Below are 18,296 nucleotides of genomic sequence, written 5' to 3'. Positions count from 1 at the left end.
ACCTCCTCGAGTCACACCTCAACCATTGCAGGCGCGCGGCCACCCGTCGAGAGCGCGAGAGCATCGGCCCCTCACCCGAGCGCCCCCGCCGCAAGCGCCGCCTTCCAGCCGCCGTACTCGCTGATGTCCCGGCCGCGGGCCGCCGCGGCGTGATCGCACCCGAATCCGGTCCCCCAGCTCCCGTCGTCGAACTCGACGGCGCCGAGCTGCATCGGTGTCGGCAGCTCGGCGAGGAAGTCCCCGAGTGCGGCCGGGGAGAGTAGCCACTTCTCCCCCGCGATCGACACCCCGCCGTCGGCCACCCGGATCAGTCCGGGCTTGCGGGGCACGGTGTCCAGGGCCGTGAGCCGGTAGTTCGGCGCGGTCCACACGGGCCCGAGCCAGCGGGCGCCCAGCGTGGTGAGCTGGTGCTCGAGCGGTTGGCCGAGCAGGTGGGCGCCGAACACCGCCAGTTCGACCGACGGAGCCGCCGCTGCGGACCACCCCTCGACCACCGAGCCGGTCACCATCCCCGCGATGTCCGCCGCGACCGCGTCCTCGAAGGCACGCGCGAGCACGGTCACCCCGAAGTGTGCGGGTCCCGCGGTCCCTGCGGGTACCGCCACCGCGCACAGATCGAAGAGGTTGCAGAAGTTGGTGTAGGTCCCCATCCGGGAGTTCACCCCGATCGGGTCGGCCGCGACCTCGGCGATGGTCGGGTGCTCAGGAGCGGTGGGGATCAGCAGGGCGTCGATGCCCTCCAACCGCGCCATCGCCGTGGCGCGCAGCTGCTGCAGGCGGCTCCGGTCGGCGATCAGTCGATGCGCCTCGATCCCGCCCGCAGGCGAGACGATCGCCCGGACGGTGGGATCGACGGCGCCGGGCCGCGAATCCACGAACGCCCCGACGGCCGCGTACCTCTCCGCCACCAGCGCCCCGTCGTAGAGGAGCCTGGCTGCGGCCAGGAACGGGTCGAGATCGATCTCCACGATCTCGGCGCCGGATTCGGCCAGCGCGCGGACCGCCGCGCCGAACGCCGCCGCCCAGTCGGCGTCGAGGCCAGGCAGCTCGCGCGGCACGGCCACCCGCGGCCGCGGCGGCGCGGCCAGCCGGACGTCCGCCGGCCAGGCTCGGCCAGGCGCGCCCGCGGCGAGCACGGCCATCGCCCGCGACGCACCGTGCAGGTCGGGTGCGAAGATCGTCACGCAGTCGTAGGACGCGCACGCGGGCACGACGCCCTCGGCGGAGACGACCCCGTAGGTCGGTTTGATCCCGACGATCCCCTGCAGGCCTGCGGGCACCCGCCCCGATCCGGCGGTGTCGGTGCCCACCGCGAGGTCCACCAGGCCGAGCGCGACCGCCACGGCGGAGCCCGAGCTGGAGCCACCCGAGATGTACTCGGGGCGAAGGGAATCGCGCACCGCGCCGTACGGGCTCCTGGTGCCGACGAGGCCGGTCGCGAACTGGTCGAGGTTCGTCTTCCCGATCACCACCGCGCCCGCCTCCCGCAGGGCGGCAACCGACTCGGCGTCCGACTCCGGTCGGAAGGCGAACTCCGGGCAGGCGGCCGTGGTCGGCATCCCCGCCACGTCGACGTTGTCCTTGACCGCCAGCACCGTGCCGCGCAACGGCGGCGTGTCGGCGCGCCGGTCCACCGCCTCCGCCTCCGCCAACGCCTCCGACTCGGGGCGCAGGTGAATCCAGATCTCCGGCCGGTCGGCCGCCTCGATCGCGCGATACGCCGCCCTGACCCGTTCCACCGCCGTCATGCGGCCACCTCCTTTGCCTCGGTCTTGGCGAACTCCCCCGCCGCGGACCAGGCCTCGCGTTCGGCCCCGAACGCCCGCGCCTGGGTGGCGCGGAACGAGTCGATCGACTCGGAGTTGTCCGCGAGGAACCGGTCGTGCTCGGCGAGCGAGAAGCTGCCGTCGACGATCTGGACCCCGCCCGCTCCGCCTGCGGCCGTCTCGGCTCGCAACTCCAACAGCTCGTCGGGTTCGACGGGGTACCAACTGATCCGGTCGAAGAACCGCAGCAGCCAGGGGGTGCCTTCCTCGAACGGCCCCGACTGCTGGGGGTGCCGGTGATTCCACACCTGCGTGGTGCGACCGACGAACTGGTAGCCGCCCGGACCCTCCATCCCGTAGATGCACAGGTAGGCGCCGCCGATCCCGACCGCGTTCTCCGGCGTCCAGGTCCTGGCCGGGTTGTACTTGGTGGTGACCAGCCGGTGCCTCGGGTCGAGCGGGGTGGCCACCGGCGCGCCGAGGTAGACATCGCCCAGCCCGAGGACCAGGTACTGCGCACCGAAGACGGTCTCGAAGACGTCGTTCACCGACTCCAGACCGTTCATCCGCCGGATGAACTCGATGTTCCACGGGCACCAGGGCGCGTCCGCCCGGACGCCGTGCATGTACCGCTTGATGGCCTCGCGGGTGGAGGGGTCGTCCCAGGACAGGGGCATCCGGACCTCGCGGCTGGGCACCACCAGTTCGGAGGCGTCGGGGAGCTGGTCCTCGGCCTCCGCGAGCAGGCCCATCAGTTTCGGGACCGGCAGCACGTCGGGGTCTACGCGGACCTGGAGCGACCGGATGCCGGGGGTCAGGTCGAGCAGGCCCGCCGGCTTCTCCGCCTCGAGCCGCTGGTGCAGGGCGTGTGCCCGCGCGCGCAGGGCCAGATCCAGGCTCATGTCGCCGTACTCGACGAGCACGTTGTCGTTGCCGGAGCGCCGGTAGGTGACCTGGGTGGCCCCGTCCCGCCTGGCGATCACCCCGTCGTCGCCGTCGCCGCCCCGCCCGAAGACCGTCGACAGGCTGGCCCGGCGCCCCAGTCCCAGTTCGCTTCTCGACGCGGCGTGGGCCGCGCGGATGGGGACGAACCGGATGGTGTCCCCCGGGCTGAGCTGGCCGAGCTTCCATCGTTCCGCGGCCACCACGGTGACCGGGCAGACGAATCCGCCGAGGCTGGGGCCGTCGGGCCCGAGCAGGATGGGGGTGTCGCCGGTGAAATCGAGCGCCCCGACAGAGTAGGCGTTGTCGTGGATGTTGGACGGATGCAGTCCCGCCTCGCCGCCGTCGGTGCGCGCCCAGTCCGGCTTCGGCCCGATCAGCCGGACGCCGGTGCGATCCGAGTTGAAATGCACCTCGTAGTCGGTGGCCAGCAGGGTGTCGATGTCCTCCCTGGTGAAGAACTCCGGCGCCCCGTGCGGCCCCTCGGTGACCGCGATCTCCCAGTGGCCACCGATGACCGGCCGGTGCTCCATCGGAACAGGTTGGGCGGCAGCCGGGTTCGACGAACCGCCACCGGCGACGAGCACGTCGCCCTCGCGCAGGGTCCGGCCCTCGTGGCCGCCGAACCGCCCCAGAGTGAAGGTGGAAGCGCTGCCGAGGTAGTCCGGCACGGTCAGTCCGCCTCGGACCAGGACGTAGATCCGCAGGCCGGGACCACTGACCGCGCCCACGTCGAGGACGCCGCCCGCGGGCACCGCGACCGCCTGCCACGACGGGACGGGCCGCCCATCGACCGTGACGACCGTCGGCGCGCCGGTCACGCAGACCGTCGTCGCCTCCGCGAACCGCAGGGCGGGGCCCGCCATGGTGCACTCGAGGCCGGGTGCACCCTCGTCGTTGCCGAGCGCGACGTTCCCGAGCCGGAAGGACAGGTCGTCCATCGGCCCCGACGGCGGCACCCCGATCTGCCAGTAGCCCACCCGACCGGGCCAGTCCTGCACGGCCGTCAGCATTCCCGGCCGCTGGACGGTGACGGCGTTCATCGGTTGTCCCCGGTCGGCCGGGTGACGATCATCCGGACCTCTGTCGGGTCGAAGCCGTTGCAGGGGTTGTTGATCTGCGGGCAGTTCGAGACCAGCACCAGGGTGTCCACCTCGGCCCGCAGCGCCAGCCGCTTGCCGGGCGCGGACAGCCCGTCGACGATCCCGAGGGTTCCGTCGGCGTCGACCGGCACGTTCATGAAGAAGTTGATGTTGGAGACCAGATCGCGTTTCCCCAGGCCCCATTTCGCGCCCTCGGCCAGGAAGTTCTCCACGCAGGCGTGCTGATGCTTGGTGTGATGGCCATAACGCAGCGTGTTCGATTCCTGCGAGCAGGCGCCGCCGACGGTGTCGTGATTGCCGACCTCGTCCGCGACGATCGTCATGAGCGCGCTCGAATCGTCGGCCCGCAGCACGCTTCCCGTGGTGAGGAAGAGGTTGCGTTGCGCGGCAACGGTCGCCGCGGCCGAGTACCGGACGGCGTGGTCGTCGGCCGCGTAGAAGAGGCTGTCGACGGCCTGGTTTCCGTGCAGGTCGACGATGGTCAGCACGTCGCCTGCGCGAACGATCGCCGACCACGGTCCGCGGGCACCGACGGCCTCGTCGAGGACGACGGCGCCGGGGACGAGGTTGTCGAGGGTGGAGGTCATTTCGCGTCCTTTCCGAACTGTGCGGCGGCCCAGGCGTCTTCGCTGTTGAGGACCGCCCGCCGGTACTCGGGGTCCTCGTTGGGCAGCGTGGCGAGATCGGCCGCCGCCTCCCAAGCGAGCACCTCGAGGGAGGTGGTCGGGTACATCGGCGCCGGGTCGAGCGGGTGCGCGGTGTTCGCGATGAGCATGATCACCGGCAGGTGGATCAGCAGCTCGAGTTCGGCTCCGGCCTCGGCATTCCCGGTGCTGGTCAGGGCGCCGCCTGCCTCGACCCGGACGCCGTGGAAGAAGCTCAGTGTCGGTGGCAGGTCGCGAGGAGTCAGGCCGTGCTTGGCGGCGGCGAGGGTCAGCAGCTCCCGGCCCGCCGGGGCGCCCGAGTGCGCGGCGCCCTCTCCGTACCGCGCGAGGTTGTCGGCCAGGCTGCTGGTGCCGCAGAAGGCGTCGTGCCGCCCCGAGGTGTCGGCGACGATCGTGGCCAGGACCCGTCCCTGATCGGAGAGCAGCGGATGCCCGGTACCGAGGTAGGCCTGCCAGGGCACCTTCACCGTGTCGGCCGCGTTGAGCCGTTCCCATGGCGCGTCGGCGCGGTAGAGCAGCACGTTCGCGCAGGCCGCGCCGTCGAGGTCGCGCAGCCGCAGCCTGGTGCCGCGGGCCAGCACCTTCGAGGTGTAGCGGCCACCCGGTACGGTCTCCGCCCAGGTCAGGCGTTCGGCGGGCACACCATCCGGCGGGCTGGGCCACCGGGATGCCGGCAGCACAGGCATCGAATCGGTGATCTCGCCCGCCTGTGCGCGGGCGTGCGCACGGGCAGCGGTCGTGGTGTTGGTTGCGGTCACTGTCAGGCTCCGATCGTGACGGGGTTCGGGACGGTCTTGCCGCGCGGGTAGCAGAGGGCTCCGATGAGCACCACCGCCGCGACCGTGAGCGGTGCGGCCAATTGCAGGAGGGGGAATTCGCCTGTCGGGTTGAAGATCTCGGCGCGCGGCCAGGACAGGTTGACGACCATGAGCGCGCCGTAGAGGACCGCCGCGATGTTGACGGGGATCCCGAACTTCCCGAGCGAGAACAGCGGGCGGCCCTCCGCGTCCACCTGCGGCCCGCCGGTCGGCCAGCCGCTGAGCCTGCGCACCAGCAACGGCACGGTCACCATCAGGTAGGCCAGGTAGATCAGCACGATGCACACGCTCGAGAGGGTGGTGAAGATCGCGGAGTTGCCGACGTTGACGGCCAGCACGGCCACGCAGAGCAGGCCGATCAGGACGGAGGGCGCGATCGGGGTCCCCGTGCGGGGGTTGACCCGGGACAGCACCGACGAGGCGGGCAGTCGGCCGTCGCGGGCCATCGAGAACATCAGCCGCGAGGCCGCGGTCTGGATGGCGAGGGTGCACACGAACACCGCGATCGCGACGTCGATCAGCAGCAGCGTCCCCCATGGCGAGGAGAGGATCGAGGTCAGCACGTACGGCAGCCCCTCGGTGGCGAGGCGGCCGTCGGTCAGGCTCGGCGCCGCCATCAGCGCGCCGACGATCATCAGGCCGCCGCCGATGGCGGAGACCGAGAGCGCGAGGCGGATGGTGCGGGGCGCGACCCGGCGAGGGTTACGGGTCTCCTCCGCGAGCTCGCCCGCGGAGCCGAACCCGACCATCACGTAGGCGGCCATCAGCCCGGAGACGATCCAGGCCCAGATGTACCCCGGCTGGGTGCCCGCCTCGCCCGTGTCGAACACGACGTCGGGTCCGCGCTGGGCGTGGGTGAAGAACATCCCGACCACGTTGATCACGCCGATGATCTCGCAGGTGACACCGATGTTGTTGATCCGCGACATCCAGTTGACGCCGATGCAGTTGATGGTGGTGGTCAGCACAAGCAGCACGGACCCCAGCAGGACCGCGTTCGCGGCGCCGCTCGGCGAGGTCAGGGCGCTGTCCTCGCCGACGATCTGGAATCCGCTCCACACCGTCGGCAGCACGACCTGGAGCGCGATGGCCGCGGCGGAGGCCGTGACGATCTGGGCCAGGATCATGAACCAGCCCGCGAACCACCCGACGAGCTCGCCTCCCATTCGCCGCGACCACTGGTAGATCGCGCCGGAGATCGGGTAGCGGGCGGCGAGTTCGGCGAAGCAGAGGGCCACCATGAACTGGCCGATGAACACGCACGGCCAGGTCCAGAAGAACGCGGGTCCGGCGAAGCTGAAACCGAGGCCGAACAGCTGAAAGATCGTGGTCAGGATCGAGACGAAGGAGAAGCCGGCCGCGAAGGAGGCGAATTTGCCCAGCGACCGGTGCAGCTGTTGTTCGTACCCGAATTCCGCCAGGTCGTCGTGGTCCTGGGACTGAGATGCGACGGTCGTCATGGGCTCTCCTGCGAGGCGGGCGGCGGAGTATCTGTCAGTTGATAGTTTTCCGTTCCACCAGTGCGCATGGGTGTCCCGCACGTTTCGAGGTTCGGGCTTTCCGTTGCGTCTCAATGTCATTCGTTACGCAGACATTGCGAACTGCTCACCGCCGCCGCCTGCGGCGTCGGAACACCGAGTCCTGGAAGGATGTGCCCATGAGAGCCGTGCAGAACAAGGACGGTGGCGCCGGACCCGCCGCCCCACTGGTCGTTCGTGACCCGGCGATGCGCCGGGCAGGCGAGCTGCTGCGCGGGCCCGCGCTGATCTGTTCCCCCGAGAGCACCGTGCGCGAGGCGGCCGAGCTGATGACCCGGGAGGGCAAGCGCTATGTCATCGTCCCGCTGACCGGGGGCTCGCACGGGATCTTCACCGACGGTGATCTGCGGCGGCGGGTGGTGGCAGCCGGGCTCGGCACCCACACCCCGGTCTCGGCCGTGATGACCGCACCAGCACGCACCGTTCCCGCGGACCGTCTCGGCGCGGATGTCCTGATGGACATGCTCGAGCGGGGGGTGCGGCACATGCCGGTGCTGTCCGAGACGGGTGCACTGCTCGGCGTCCTCGAGGACGGCGACCTGCTGGCCACCGCGACCCGCAGCGGGTTCCTACTCCGCGCCGCCGTGGCCAGGGCCGCAACCCCGGATGCGTTGATCGCGGCGACCGCCCAGGTGCCCGAGCTGGTGCTCGGCCTCTGGCGGGCACGGGTCGCACCGCTGGACGTCTCCGCGATCCTCTCGGTGATCGTGGACGCCGCCGCCGCGCGGGCCCTGCACCTGGAGACCCGGACCGCGCGGTCCGGACGGACACCGTTCACCTGGCTCTCGCTCGGCAGCGTCGCCCGCCGCGAGGCGATGCCCGGCTCCGATGTCGACAGCGCCCTGGTGTGGGCGGACGACGACCAGCGGCCGGACACCGACACGGAACTGATGGCCACCGCCGCGCGGGTGCACCGCCTGCTCGACCGGTGCGGCTTCCCGTCCGACGAGAAGGGGGCCACCGCCGCGCGACCGCGTTTCGCGCGGTCCGCCGGGGCCTGGATGCAGGCCGCGGACCAGTGGATCGCGGACCCGTACGAGGACAAGGGCGTCCTGATGATCTCCCTGCTCACCGACAGCCGGGTCACCCGGGGAGACGACGGCCTCGACCTGTCCGCGCAGGTCTCGGCCAGGACCAGGGCGACACCCTCGGCGACGAAGCTCCTGCTCCGCGAGGCGGTCGAGGAGAAGGTCCGCATCCACTCGCTGCGCCAGGTCCTCACCCGACGGACCGACTCGGTGAACCTGAAGTCGCAGGGGGTGATGCCGATCGTCAACATCGCGCGCTGGGCGGGCCTGGCCGCCGGGCTGGGCGCGGAATCGACCCCCGCGCGCCTACAGGCCGCGGCGGACACCGGGCTCCTACCGGACGACGACGCCCGGATCCTGGCGGAGTCCTTCGACGTCCTGCAACAGATCCGGCTGCGCCACCAGTGCGAGCAGCTCGAACAGGGGCTACCGGTCACCGACGAGCTCACCATCGCCTCGCTCACCCCGCTCTACCGCAGCCTGCTCGCGAACGCAGTCCGCGAGATCGCGGGCGTGCAACGCAAACTCGCCTACGCGGGCCCGGGCGCGTGAACGCCTCGGAGCGCTGGCCGACGCTGTTCACCCGGCTCGACGAGCGGCAGACGCGCGCGGTCGACCAGACCGTCGCCGCCGAAGGCCTCGAGGGCTGGGAGCCACGCCCGGACCAGATCGCGGACCTCGTCGCGGTGTTGCTCCGGGAGCTCACCGTCGGCAGCTATCTGGTGAACTGTCGCGCCGAGGCCGACACCTTCCGCGTCGCGGTGCCGCCGCGTCGACGGTTGTTCGTGCGGCGTCACCCGTACCTGGTTCCCGGAACCCGGGTGCTGCGGAACAACTTCGACTACCGGGACGGCGCCGCGCTGCGTTCGATCGAGTTCACCGCGACCGCCGTCCGCATCCTCCAGGTGCATGACCGACGTCCCGATGTCGGCTCCGGCTTCGACGCCACCCACCTGTGCGAGCTGCACCAGCACGTGTTCGGCGACGTGTTCGCGTGGGCCGGGCAGACCCGGATCGTCGACATCACCAAGGGCGGCAACGAGTTCGCTCCGGTCCGCGCCATCGAGGACTACCTCGGCCTCGTCGCCGGGTACGTCGCCGACGCCGACTGGTCAACACCCGACCGGGGCGCGCTCGCCTTCACGCTCGCGCGGATCTACGCCACCCTCAACCACGCCCACCCGTTCCGCGAGGGCAACGGCCGGACCGCGACGCTGTTCCTGCACCAGTTGGCCGCGCAGACCCCGTTCCGGCTCGATCTGTCCGCGGTGAGCGTCCGCGATTGGACGGATGGCTCGCGGGACTCGGCGCCGTTCCGTCGCTCCGGTGAACCCTCCCCCCGGCCGCTGATCCCGATCTTCCACCGAGCACTGGTCGCGGATTCGCTTGCACCAAGCGAACCGCCCGACGAGCGCGGTACGGCCGACGCGAACGTCCCGATCCGGTATCCCCAGGACCAGGCAGAATGATGTGGTGACGACGTTGCGGATCATCGTGCCCGAGGATCTGATCATGGACGGGACAATCGATATCCCGCAGGTAGGCGACCACGTCGACTACGCGCTCCAGTTCTACCTCGCCGAACCGTGGATCCACCCAGAGACCTCTAATGACGTTGTGGCACTGGTCGAACCGCTCAGCGAAGGCAGATTGTCGGCGGCATGGACCGAACCATACGGTCGGGTCCACCCCGGGACGTACTCGTTGCGGCTTGGTGCCGGCGGTCCCCATGCCGCCAGACGCGCGGGAAGGGGGAAGCCCGATGGTTCCTCCGCCGGACGGCCCGTGGATCCGAGAGGCAGGCATCCTGGTGGACCTGGAAGTAGCAACGTCGCAATAGCTGACGCCTTCTGATACCGCAGGTCTAGCATCGGTTCCTGTCGGCGGGGTGTGCGGACCTGAACGGGGGGGGCGTTGTGCGGTGGTTGCTGTCGATACTCGCGGTGGTGGGTCTGACGGGAGCGCTGCCGTTGTTCACTCCTGGCGTGGCTTCTGCCTGCTCGTGCGCCTACGCGCCCGACGGTCCTCACATCGTCGAGCAGGTCTCGCATGCTGCGTCAGTCTTCACCGGGACTGCGACGTCTAAGCGTGCCGAAGACCAAACAGAGTTCTACGAGTTCAAGGTCCGTGAGGTGTTCGAGGGCGACGTCGGCGCTTCGACGGTGGTGTCGTCGAGTGTGCAGAGCGCGGCATGCGGGCGCGGCTTCGAGATCGGCACCGAATACCTCGTCTTCACGTCCACATACGAGACCAATGGCGCACCCTGGTCGGTCAACAGTTGCTCAGCCACAACCAATTCGAACAACGACCGGACCCGAGAAGCCGCGATGACCGTCTACGGGTCACCGCAGGCGCCAGATCCGCAAACGGACCCAGTCGGTGTCGATGACATTGGCGCGCCGGCGTGGTGGGGATTTGCTCTCGGCGGCGTTGCTGTCCTGGTCATGGCTGCCCTGGTGCGTCTGCGGTGGCGGTCTTAACCGCGGACCGAGGCAAACAGTTCGCGGTCAGCTCCTCACGGGAAGCTGCAAGAAGTCGCAGGTCACACCCTTGTAGGGGCGTCTGTCCACGAAGGTGAAGCCGACCTTCTCGAGTACCCGCACGCTCGCTTGGTTTCCGACCTCGACGTACGCACAGAGGCTGCTTGAAGCCGGATCGGTGGGCGGATGTTCGACGTGCCAGCGAACCAAGGCCTCGGCGATCTCAGTCGCGAGGCCACGGTTCCACTGGTCTGGACGCAAGGCGTACGCCAACTCGCGGCCGGCATCGCTCTCGCCGAAGCCGGCCCGGCCGATCATGCCTCCGTCGTTGCCCTCCACGCGCCATTTGGTCCAGCCTCGTTGGCCTTGTTCGCTGCGGTACTCGACGATCCTCGAGCGCGCCTCGTCCATAGTTTCGGGACGCCCGTGGCCGATGAACCGCATTGTGACCGGGTCTGCATGCAGCTCGGCCAGATCCTGAAGGTCTGATGGGAGCCAGGTGGTCAGCCTCACTCGCTCGGTACTCAGGATCGTCTGACGCCCCTCGTTCATTCCGCCCCCTCACTCTGCGCTGGAACCTACCGGGAGCGCCTAGCGGTAACCATGCTTCACGAGATGCCGGGCACCGGCGTTCATCGCCTCGGGGCTCGCGACGCTGAAGTCGAAGGCGTTGGCGAGGCGGTCGGTGATGTTGAAGGCCAGGCACACGGCCAGGGCGTCCTCGATCCGCTGAGGCGAAACGGATGCGGCCAGCGCGGCGCGAATGTCGTCCTCGTCGATGCTCTGCTCCCGGGTGAGCTTGCCGAGCATACGAAGCGTCGCCCGGAGCGGCTCCTCGATGGGCGCCGTCTCCACATCGGCGAGCGTGGCGGTGACCTTCGCGTCGTCGCCGTACCAAAGCGTCGATGTGGCCGAGTGCGCGGCCACGCAGAACGGACACTCGTTGACCTGTGAGACGAACGCCGCCATCAGCTCGCGATCGCCGATCGACCACTCCGATGGTCCGCGCATCGCCTCGTGGGTGAGCGGTCCCCCGCCGTAGAAGTCGGGGCGGTACAGCGCCAGCTTGACCGCGTCGACCACCGGCTGGCGCGACACCAGCCGAATCAGCGCCAGCACGGCCTTGGTGCGCAGGCGGTGGCCCCGATCGAGGATGTCGAGCCTCATCGCGCGCCTCCTTCTCCCGTGGCGCCGGCCAGCGCCGCGAGCGCGCTGTTGTACTGCCGGCTCGCCTGGCCGACGGCGGCGCACACCACGATCTCGAAGACCTGGTCCTCGCTCAGACCCGCTGCCCGAACGGCCGCGATGTCCTCGTCGGTCACCCGGTACGCGTGATCCGCCACCTTCTCGATCAACGTACGCATCGGCTCGCCGAGGCCGGCATTGTCGAAGGCCGCTCGGCGCAACTCCGGCGGCGCCGTCCCGTCGCCGTCGATGACGCGGGCAACGAGCGCGCGGTGCAGCTGGGTTATGTCGGACATGGTTGGAGTCTCCTCCCGGGTGTGGTCCCCGTTCTCAACGTAGACGCAGAGATTTCAGCTGTACATCGTCTATATGGGTACGACGACTCGGCCGCACGCTCGATACGACAACCGGGGGCGAATGCCTGACAGGATGGAAGCCGTGACCAACGCCGGCCCCGGACGACCCCGCCTGACGAAACAGCGCCGACCCGGCCCCACCGCACAGGCAGAGATCCTCGACGCCGCGGCGGAACTGTTCACCACCAAGGGCTTTGCCTCCACCTCCACGCGGCAGATCGCCGAGATGGTCGGGATGCGGCAGGCGTCGCTGTACCACCACTTCGCCACCAAGGACGACATCCTGGCGGCACTGCTCGAGCAGACGGTGACCGCCCCGCTGGAGCTGGCCAACCGGCTCGCGGCGACGACGGAGCCCGCGGCGGTGCGGTTGTACGCGTTGCTCCTGTTCGACAGCGGCCAGTTGATGGCGGGCCGGTGGAACCTCGGCGCCCTGTACCTGCTGCCCGAGCTGCGCACCGAGCGGTTCTCCCGGTTCCGGGAGGAACGCCAGCAGCTGCGCAGACGCTACCGCGAGTTCGCGACCGCGGTCCTCGCGGAGCTCGGAACCGACGACGAGTCCCGCGCGGGGCTGCCCTTCCGGATCGTGGAAACGGTGATCAACGAGCGCAGCGACGCAGAGGGCGGCGGCACCGGCACAGGCGAGCAGTCGCCGGCATTGCTGGCCGAGGCCGGCCTGCGGGTGCTGGGCTGGCACGACGCCGAATCCCTTCGGGCCCAGGCCGAGCGGCTGCTGGCCACCACCCGGTCCACATGAGCACCGACTGCGCCTTCTGCGACGTGGTCGCCGACCCGTCCGGGGCCCACGTCGTGTTCGAGGACGCCGACACCCTCGCGTTCCTGGACCACCGCCCGGTGTTCAAGGGCCACGTGCTGCTGATGCCGCGGCTCCACGTCGCCACCCTGCCCGAGCTCCCAGCCGAGCTGGTCTCCCCGCTGTTCACGGTCGCGCAACGCCTTTCGGAGGCAATGGTCACCGGGCTGGGCGCGCAGGGCTCGTTCGTCGCGATGAACAACGTGGTCTCGCAGAGCGTTCCGCACCTGCACGTGCACATCGTGCCGCGCACCAAGGGCGACGGGCTGCGCGGCTTCTTCTGGCCCCGCACCCGCTACACCGACGACACAGAGGCCGCCGACCACGCCGCCCGCATCCGCGCCGCGTTGCGATTCCCCTAATCGCCACCAACCCCCTAGTTGTTCCCCCATTTCGAGGAACAACACTTCCGATTGGCGCGGCGCTGCTGTACCAATGACGTGTGGCGCCGCCGTGACCCCCGACCCCGGCGGCGCCACAACCCAGACGTTCCCTGGTGCCGTGAGACGATCAGGACACGAGCCGGCCGAACCCGACCACCGCGGAGTCGCTCGACCAGTCGAGAGTGTGCACGCGGATCCGGCCGAACTCGTTGCCACCCACCGTCGTTGCGGTGTCGCCGTCGACCGCGACCACGATATTGGTGTGCTGACCGACCCAGCTGCGGTTGTTGTAGAGCACCACGTCACCGACCGACGGACGGTAGCCACCGTCCACCGGCTCGAACCGCCCCTGCGATTCGTAGTACGCCTGCAGTGTGTAGACCCCGGGAATCCGCCAGTGACCGGAGTTCGGGTTCGACAGCGGCTGCTGGGCCTCCCGCATGATCCAGCTCACGAAATCCGCACACCAGGGTTCCTCGACGCCCTCGGCGTAGAAGGTCCCCGGCCGCTGGCTCCGGTGCTCCTCCTCGAGGAGCGTGACGACCCGCGCCTGCTCCGGCGACAACGCCGCCAGGTCGACCGCAGGGAAATCGCTGGTGTCCCAGGGCAGATAGCGGGTCGGTGCCGCCCAGAGCACCCCGACCACGACGACGGCGAGCGCGGCCAGGGCGGCATCGATCCAGACCATCGGGCGGCGCCGGCGGCGGGTCGACTCGGGAGCGGAGGTCACCTGATCAGTCTGCCAGCCCGGCGACCTCGTGGTCCGTGAGAACGGTCTGCGGAACGCGGCCCGCCTCGCGCGCGGTCCGCACCGCCCGGTAGAGGGGCCGTTCCTCCAGCCCGGCGCCGCGCGCCTCGGCGCGCAGCTGCCCGATCAGGACGGAGGCGACGGCCACCGCCGGGGCGAGTTCGCCCGAGTTCAGCGCATCGGCCAGCGAGCGCAGCCCGAGCAGGTCGAGTTCGCGACCGCCGTCGTCGGTGTACAGCGCCAGCGGGATCGAGACCAGCGCATTACCGTCGCCGATCCGGACGCCGACCTGACTGACCCGTGCGGCACGCACCACCACCTCCGCGCTCACCGCCCGGCTCGCGTCCACCGACCTGGTTCGCAAGCCGTTGCGGGCGTGGATCGTGGTGCCCGTCAACCAGATCCGCCGACGCATGGTCAGCAGCGCCGACACCGCGGTCGGCACCGCGATGATCGCGCCGACGAGCACGGCCAGACCGGCCGACGCGAAGAAGCCGACGCCGACCGCGACCACGACGCCGAGCACGATCGCGAACAACGCGACCTTGCGCAGCCGGGGCGCGATCAGCGACGACGGAATGAGGTCGAGGGACACCGACCCGGCGGGGTCACCCGTCGGCAAGGATCGCCCCGACCTCGGTGACCACCTCGCCGAGCTGGACCTGGCGCTGGTCGCCCGTCGCGAGGTCCTTGACCCCGATCACGCCGTCCGCGATGTCCCGCTCGCCGAGCACGAGAGCGAGCCTGGCCCCCGAGCGATCCGCGGCCTTCATCGCACCCTTGACGCCGCGGCCGCCATAGGCCATGTCGACCCGGATCCCGGCCGCGCGCAGCCGCGCCGCGATCACGACCATCTGTGCCTTCGCCTCGTCGCCGAGGGGAACCCCGAACACCTCGCAGCGCGCCGGGCTGCCGACGGTCTTACCCTCGGCCGCCAGCGCCAGCACGGTGCGGTCGACGCCGATCCCGAAACCGATGCCCGACAGCGGTTGCCCGCCGAGCTGCTCCATCAGGCCGTCGTAGCGGCCGCCACCGCCGATACCGGACTGGGCGCCGAGGCCGTCGTGCACGAACTCGAAGGTGGTCTTCGTGTAGTAGTCCAGGCCGCGCACCATCCGCGGGTTCACCACGTACGGGACGCCGAGCGCGTCCAGGTGCGCGAGCACCTCGTCGAAGTGCGCCTTGGCCTCCTCCGAGAGGTGGTCGAGCATCAGCGGGGCGCCTGCGGTCATCTCCTTGATGTGCGGACGCTTGTCGTCGAGCACGCGGAGCGGGTTGATCTCCGCGCGCCGACGGGTGTCCTCGTCCAGATCGAGGCCGAACAGGAACTCCTGCAACAGCTCCCGGTACTGGGGACGGCAGCTGTCGTCGCCGAGAGAGGTGATCTCGAGCCGGAAGCCCTCGAGGCCGAGGCTGCGGAAGCCGGCGTCCGCGATGGCGATCACCTCGGCGTCCAGCGCCGGGTCGTCGACACCGATCGCCTCGACACCCACCTGCTGCAGCTGCCGGTACCGGCCCGCCTGCGGTCGCTCGTAGCGGAAGAACGGCCCGGAGTAGCTGAGCTTGACCGGGAGCTGGCCGCGGTCGAGAGCGTGCTCGATCACCGCGCGCATCACTCCCGCGGTGCCCTCCGGTCGCAGCGTCACCGACCGGTCGCCGCGATCGGCGAAGGTGTACATCTCCTTGCTGACCACATCGGTCGACTCGCCGACGCCGCGAGCGAACAGCCCGGTGTCCTCGAAGATCGGCAGCTCGATGTGGCCGTAGCCCGCGAGCCTCGCGGCGCGGGTCAGTCCGTCGCGGACGGCGACGAACTCCGCGGACGCAGGCGGCACGTAGTCGGGAATGCCCTTGGGGGCGGAGAATGCGGTGTTACTGGGCTTGCTCACGGGTCTAGTCTCTCCTATCCGAAAACACGAGCCCCTACCTGGATCCGGCCAGTCCGACCAGGAACGGGTTGGACATCCGTTCCTGTCCGATCGAGGTCGACCCGCCGTGACCCGGCAGCACCGCCGTCTCGTCGGCGAGCACCAGCAGCTTCGCCGCGATCGACCGGAGCAACTGCTCGTGATCACCGCCCGGCAGGTCGCTACGGCCGATGGACCCGGCGAACAGGGTGTCCCCGGTCAGCGCGATCTGCACCGGTCCGTCGTCGGTGTCCGCCATCGTCCGGAGCACCACCGACCCCTGCGTGTGGCCCGGGGTGTGATCCACGGTCAGCGACATCCCGGCCAGCTCGAGGACGTCGCCGTCGGCCAGCTCGATCACCTCCCGCGGCTCGTGGAACTCCGCGTCCCCCAGCATCGAGGCCAGCGCGGGCCCGGTCCCCCGCAGCGGGTCGCTGAGCATGTAGCGATCCTCCGGGTGGATGTAGGCGGGGATGCCGAACTTCTCGCAGACCGGTTCGACCGACCAGGTGTGGTCGAGGTGGCCGTGGGTGAGCAGCACCGCCGTCGGCGTCAGCGACGACTGCGTGAGGAACTCGAAAAGCGGCTCGGCCGCGTTCTGACCTGGATCGACGACGATGCACTCGCTCGCGCCGTCCTGGGCGAGGATGTAGCAGTTCGTCTGAAACGCTCCGGCCGGGAATCCGGTGACGAGCACGGCGATCGCTCCTAATGACGTGGGTGTCGGTCGGGGGTGAGGACCGGATACAGCCTATGCGGCCTCTTCTCAGGATCAGATGGCAGACTCACTCAGCGACCAGACGAAGCCGTCTCGCGAGCCCGAGGCTCCGCCCTAGGAGAAGAGGTATGCAGCAGTGCCGACCAATGAGCAGCGACGCCAAGCCGCCAAGCGAAAGCTGGAACGGCAACTCGAGCATCGAGCCGAGCGGGCCCGCAAGCGCAAGCAGATGACCATCGGGGCCTCGGCCCTCGGGGTCGTACTCGTGGTCGCCGCGGGCGCCTTCATCTACTCCCTGACCAGTGACGAGGATGCCTCCGAGGCCTCGGACACCTCGACGTCCGCCGCGGACTCGCCGACTCCGGGTGTCATGCCTGCCGGCCGCTCCCAGGCGCTGCCCGCGACGGTCGACTGCGGCTACACGCCGGACGGCACGCCGCCGGCCAAGCCCGCGAACCTCCCCGCCGCAACCGGGGTGTCCGCGGAGGGCACCGTCGCGGTGAACCTCGACAGCGACCAGGGCCCGATCGGGCTCACGCTCGACCGCGCGAAGTCGCCCTGCACCGTCAACAGCATGGTCAGCCTCGTGCAGCAGGGCTACCTCAACGACACCCCGTGCCACCGCCTGAGCACCACCGGGCTGAAGATCTTGCAGTGCGGCGACCCGACCGGAATGGGTACCGGCGGCCCGGGCTACGGCTACGAGAACGAGTTCCCGACCGATCAGTACAACCCCGACGACCCAAACCTCGGCGAGCCCGTCACCTACCCGCGCGGCACCATCGCGATGGCGAACACCGGCCAGCCCGGCAGCAACGGCAGCCAGTTCTTCCTGGTCTACGACGACTCGCCGCTTCCCCCGATGTACACGGTGTTCGGCACCATCTCCGACGAGGGCCTGGCGACGATCGAGAAGGTCGCGGCGGCAGGCGACGACGGTTCGATGTCCGCGGGTGGCGGCAAGCCCAACCTCCCGATCAAGATCACGACCGCGAGCGTGGCGGCATGAGGGCCCTGGTGAACGTCCGGCGGGGCGTGCTGGCCGCGGCAGGCATCGGCCTGCTGCTGGCGTCGAGCGCCTGCTCGAGCGACGACAGCTCCTCGACCCCACCGACGACGCGCACGCTGGCCAGCCAGCAGAGCGCGGCGCCGGACCTGTCGAGATACCCGGCACTGCCCGCCCCGGCCGCGCCGGCCGCGGCGACCGTGTCCTGCACGTACGCGCCGGCGGGCCAGGCGTCCAAGCAGGTCCAACCGCCGAGCACCGACGGCGTCTCCACCGCGGGTACCGTCGGCGTCGCGATGGCGACCACGCAGGGCCCGATCGGCCTCACCCTGGACCGCGCCGAGGCGCCGTGCACGGTGAACAGCTTCGTCAGCCTGACCGAGCAGGGCTACTTCGACGACACCCCCTGCCATCGGCTGGTGACCAGCCCGGGCCTGCAGGTGCTGCAGTGCGGCGATCCCTCGGGCGCCGGAAACGGCGGCCCCGGCTACCGGTTCGCCAACGAGTACCCGACCACGGCCTTCGCCGAGGGCGATCCGGCCGCCCAGGAGGGCATGCTCTACCCGCGCGGCACGATCGCGATGGCCAACTCGGGTCCCGGCGGCACCAACGGCAGCCAGTTCTTCCTGGTCTACGAGGACTCGGTGCTGCCCCCGCAGTACACCGTCTTCGGCACCATCTCCGACGAGGGCCTGGCCACCATCGAGAAGATCGCCGCCGATGGCGACGACGGCTCCATGTCCGCGGGCGGCGGCAAGCCGAACACCCCGGTGCAGATCGAGACCGCCAAGGTCAGCTAGGCGCTCCGCGCCCGTGCGCGGTTGATGAGTCCTGAGACT

The 18,296-nt window shown here is 70.1% G+C and carries 19 protein-coding genes; 7 read left to right on the top strand and 12 right to left on the bottom strand.

Translation table 11 applies throughout. The features are described 5' to 3' along the window. Positions 1–71: 71 nt before the first annotated feature. The 5 genes from atzF to JOE46_RS03425 are packed head-to-tail and all read right to left on the bottom strand — an operon-like array spanning position 72 to position 6,754. Positions 72–1,748 (bottom strand): allophanate hydrolase, encoded by a 1,677-nt coding sequence (atzF, locus tag JOE46_RS03445; protein WP_097209923.1) that lies wholly within the window; start codon positions 1,746–1,748, stop codon positions 72–74. Continuing rightward, positions 1,745–3,751, bottom strand: coding sequence for a 5-oxoprolinase/urea amidolyase family protein (locus JOE46_RS03440; RefSeq protein WP_097209924.1), 2,007 nt, complete (start codon positions 3,749–3,751; stop codon positions 1,745–1,747). Before JOE46_RS03440 ends, atzF begins: the two co-directional genes overlap by 4 nt. Next, positions 3,748–4,398, bottom strand: coding sequence for an urea amidolyase associated protein UAAP2 (locus tag JOE46_RS03435; protein ID WP_097209925.1), 651 nt, complete (start codon positions 4,396–4,398; stop codon positions 3,748–3,750). The genes JOE46_RS03440 and JOE46_RS03435 overlap by 4 nt, the downstream gene beginning before the upstream one ends. After that, positions 4,395–5,234, bottom strand: a complete 840-nt coding sequence (locus tag JOE46_RS03430) for an urea amidolyase associated protein UAAP1 (protein ID WP_097209926.1) — start codon at positions 5,232–5,234, stop codon at positions 4,395–4,397. The genes JOE46_RS03435 and JOE46_RS03430 overlap by 4 nt, the downstream gene beginning before the upstream one ends. Positions 5,235–5,236: 2 nt before the next feature. Next, the gene (locus JOE46_RS03425) at positions 5,237–6,754 is read right to left on the bottom strand and encodes an amino acid permease (RefSeq protein WP_209926233.1); all 1,518 of its coding nucleotides are present in this window, start codon (positions 6,752–6,754) and stop codon (positions 5,237–5,239) included. A 197-nt stretch (positions 6,755–6,951) separates the two neighbouring features. On the opposite strand from JOE46_RS03425, the gene JOE46_RS03420 reads away from it, so the two are divergent. The 3 genes from JOE46_RS03420 to JOE46_RS03410 all read left to right on the top strand — a co-directional run bounded on the left by JOE46_RS03420 (position 6,952) and on the right by JOE46_RS03410 (position 10,340). After that, positions 6,952–8,412 (top strand): putative nucleotidyltransferase substrate binding domain-containing protein, encoded by a 1,461-nt coding sequence (locus JOE46_RS03420; protein ID WP_245220914.1) that lies wholly within the window; start codon positions 6,952–6,954, stop codon positions 8,410–8,412. Then, complete coding sequence (locus JOE46_RS03415) at positions 8,409–9,329, top strand: Fic family protein (protein WP_257016991.1); 921 nt, start codon at positions 8,409–8,411, stop codon at positions 9,327–9,329. Before JOE46_RS03420 ends, JOE46_RS03415 begins: the two co-directional genes overlap by 4 nt. A 477-nt stretch (positions 9,330–9,806) precedes the next feature. Further along, on the top strand, positions 9,807–10,340 hold the full coding sequence (locus JOE46_RS03410) for a hypothetical protein (RefSeq protein ID WP_209926232.1): 534 nt from the start codon (positions 9,807–9,809) through the stop codon (positions 10,338–10,340). A 27-nt stretch (positions 10,341–10,367) separates the two neighbouring features. Here JOE46_RS03410 and JOE46_RS03405 read toward each other — a convergent pair whose 3' ends face one another. Genes JOE46_RS03405 through JOE46_RS03395 form a run of 3 tightly spaced genes read right to left on the bottom strand, consistent with a single transcriptional unit; the run spans position 10,368 to position 11,821 of the window. After that, entirely contained in the window at positions 10,368–10,892 is a 525-nt protein-coding gene (locus tag JOE46_RS03405) for a GNAT family N-acetyltransferase (protein WP_097209929.1), read from the bottom strand. Positions 10,893–10,931: 39 nt separating this feature from the next. Then, on the bottom strand, positions 10,932–11,507 hold the full coding sequence (locus JOE46_RS03400; protein WP_209926231.1) for a carboxymuconolactone decarboxylase family protein: 576 nt from the start codon (positions 11,505–11,507) through the stop codon (positions 10,932–10,934). Beyond that, positions 11,504–11,821 (bottom strand): hypothetical protein, encoded by a 318-nt coding sequence (locus JOE46_RS03395; protein ID WP_209926230.1) that lies wholly within the window; start codon positions 11,819–11,821, stop codon positions 11,504–11,506. The genes JOE46_RS03400 and JOE46_RS03395 overlap by 4 nt, the downstream gene beginning before the upstream one ends. 133 nt (positions 11,822–11,954) lie before the next feature. Between JOE46_RS03395 and JOE46_RS03390 the strand changes: the two genes are divergently transcribed. Then, positions 11,955–12,638: a TetR/AcrR family transcriptional regulator gene (locus JOE46_RS03390; RefSeq protein WP_209926228.1), complete on the top strand. Its 684-nt coding sequence runs from the start codon at positions 11,955–11,957 to the stop codon at positions 12,636–12,638. Continuing rightward, positions 12,635–13,057, top strand: a complete 423-nt coding sequence (locus tag JOE46_RS03385; RefSeq protein ID WP_097209930.1) for an HIT family protein — start codon at positions 12,635–12,637, stop codon at positions 13,055–13,057. The genes JOE46_RS03390 and JOE46_RS03385 overlap by 4 nt, the downstream gene beginning before the upstream one ends. A 148-nt stretch (positions 13,058–13,205) precedes the next feature. On the opposite strand, the gene JOE46_RS03380 is transcribed toward JOE46_RS03385, so the two are convergent. Genes JOE46_RS03380 through JOE46_RS03365 form a run of 4 tightly spaced genes read right to left on the bottom strand, consistent with a single transcriptional unit; the run spans position 13,206 to position 16,430 of the window. Further along, a complete protein-coding gene (locus tag JOE46_RS03380; RefSeq protein ID WP_209928936.1) occupies positions 13,206–13,766 on the bottom strand; it encodes a CHAP domain-containing protein in 561 nt (186 codons plus the stop codon). Between the two features lie 46 nt (positions 13,767–13,812). Beyond that, complete coding sequence (locus JOE46_RS03375; protein ID WP_097209932.1) at positions 13,813–14,448, bottom strand: hypothetical protein; 636 nt, start codon at positions 14,446–14,448, stop codon at positions 13,813–13,815. Beyond that, positions 14,435–15,715, bottom strand: coding sequence for a histidine--tRNA ligase (gene hisS, locus JOE46_RS03370; protein WP_209926225.1), 1,281 nt, complete (start codon positions 15,713–15,715; stop codon positions 14,435–14,437). The genes JOE46_RS03375 and hisS overlap by 14 nt, the downstream gene beginning before the upstream one ends. Positions 15,716–15,749: 34 nt before the next feature. Next, complete coding sequence (locus JOE46_RS03365) at positions 15,750–16,430, bottom strand: MBL fold metallo-hydrolase (protein WP_209926223.1); 681 nt, start codon at positions 16,428–16,430, stop codon at positions 15,750–15,752. Between the two features lie 157 nt (positions 16,431–16,587). Here JOE46_RS03365 and JOE46_RS03360 point away from each other — a divergent pair, with 157 nt between their 5' ends. Together JOE46_RS03360 and JOE46_RS03355 are read left to right on the top strand one after the other, a co-directional pair. Next, a complete protein-coding gene (locus JOE46_RS03360; protein ID WP_136909139.1) occupies positions 16,588–17,460 on the top strand; it encodes a peptidylprolyl isomerase in 873 nt (290 codons plus the stop codon). Continuing rightward, entirely contained in the window at positions 17,457–18,257 is an 801-nt protein-coding gene (locus tag JOE46_RS03355) for a peptidylprolyl isomerase (RefSeq protein WP_209926221.1), read from the top strand. The genes JOE46_RS03360 and JOE46_RS03355 overlap by 4 nt, the downstream gene beginning before the upstream one ends. The last annotated feature ends 39 nt before the right edge of the window (positions 18,258–18,296 follow it).

It is taken from the genome of Rhodococcus sp. PvR099 (genome assembly GCF_017833315.1).
GTDB lineage: Bacteria > Actinomycetota > Actinomycetes > Mycobacteriales > Mycobacteriaceae > Rhodococcus_G > Rhodococcus_G oryzae.
This window is presented reverse-complemented; position numbering and strand designations above follow the sequence as displayed.

What these genes read in the sequence shown, in the direction of transcription:
- atzF (WP_097209923.1), bottom strand. Translation starts at nt 1,748, where the DNA reads ATGACGGCGGTGGAACGGGTCAGGGCGGCGTATCGCGCGATCGAGGCG.
- JOE46_RS03440 (WP_097209924.1), bottom strand. Translation starts at nt 3,751, where the DNA reads ATGAACGCCGTCACCGTCCAGCGGCCGGGAATGCTGACGGCCGTGCAG.
- JOE46_RS03435 (WP_097209925.1), bottom strand. Translation starts at nt 4,398, where the DNA reads ATGACCTCCACCCTCGACAACCTCGTCCCCGGCGCCGTCGTCCTCGAC.
- JOE46_RS03425 (WP_209926233.1), bottom strand. Translation starts at nt 6,754, where the DNA reads ATGACGACCGTCGCATCTCAGTCCCAGGACCACGACGACCTGGCGGAA.
- JOE46_RS03420 (WP_245220914.1), top strand. Translation starts at nt 6,952, where the DNA reads ATGAGAGCCGTGCAGAACAAGGACGGTGGCGCCGGACCCGCCGCCCCA.
- JOE46_RS03405 (WP_097209929.1), bottom strand. Translation starts at nt 10,892, where the DNA reads ATGAACGAGGGGCGTCAGACGATCCTGAGTACCGAGCGAGTGAGGCTG.
- JOE46_RS03400 (WP_209926231.1), bottom strand. Translation starts at nt 11,507, where the DNA reads ATGAGGCTCGACATCCTCGATCGGGGCCACCGCCTGCGCACCAAGGCC.
- JOE46_RS03395 (WP_209926230.1), bottom strand. Translation starts at nt 11,821, where the DNA reads ATGTCCGACATAACCCAGCTGCACCGCGCGCTCGTTGCCCGCGTCATC.
- JOE46_RS03390 (WP_209926228.1), top strand. Translation starts at nt 11,955, where the DNA reads ATGGAAGCCGTGACCAACGCCGGCCCCGGACGACCCCGCCTGACGAAA.
- JOE46_RS03385 (WP_097209930.1), top strand. Translation starts at nt 12,635, where the DNA reads ATGAGCACCGACTGCGCCTTCTGCGACGTGGTCGCCGACCCGTCCGGG.
- JOE46_RS03380 (WP_209928936.1), bottom strand. Translation starts at nt 13,766, where the DNA reads ATGGTCTGGATCGATGCCGCCCTGGCCGCGCTCGCCGTCGTCGTGGTC.
- JOE46_RS03355 (WP_209926221.1), top strand. Translation starts at nt 17,457, where the DNA reads ATGAGGGCCCTGGTGAACGTCCGGCGGGGCGTGCTGGCCGCGGCAGGC.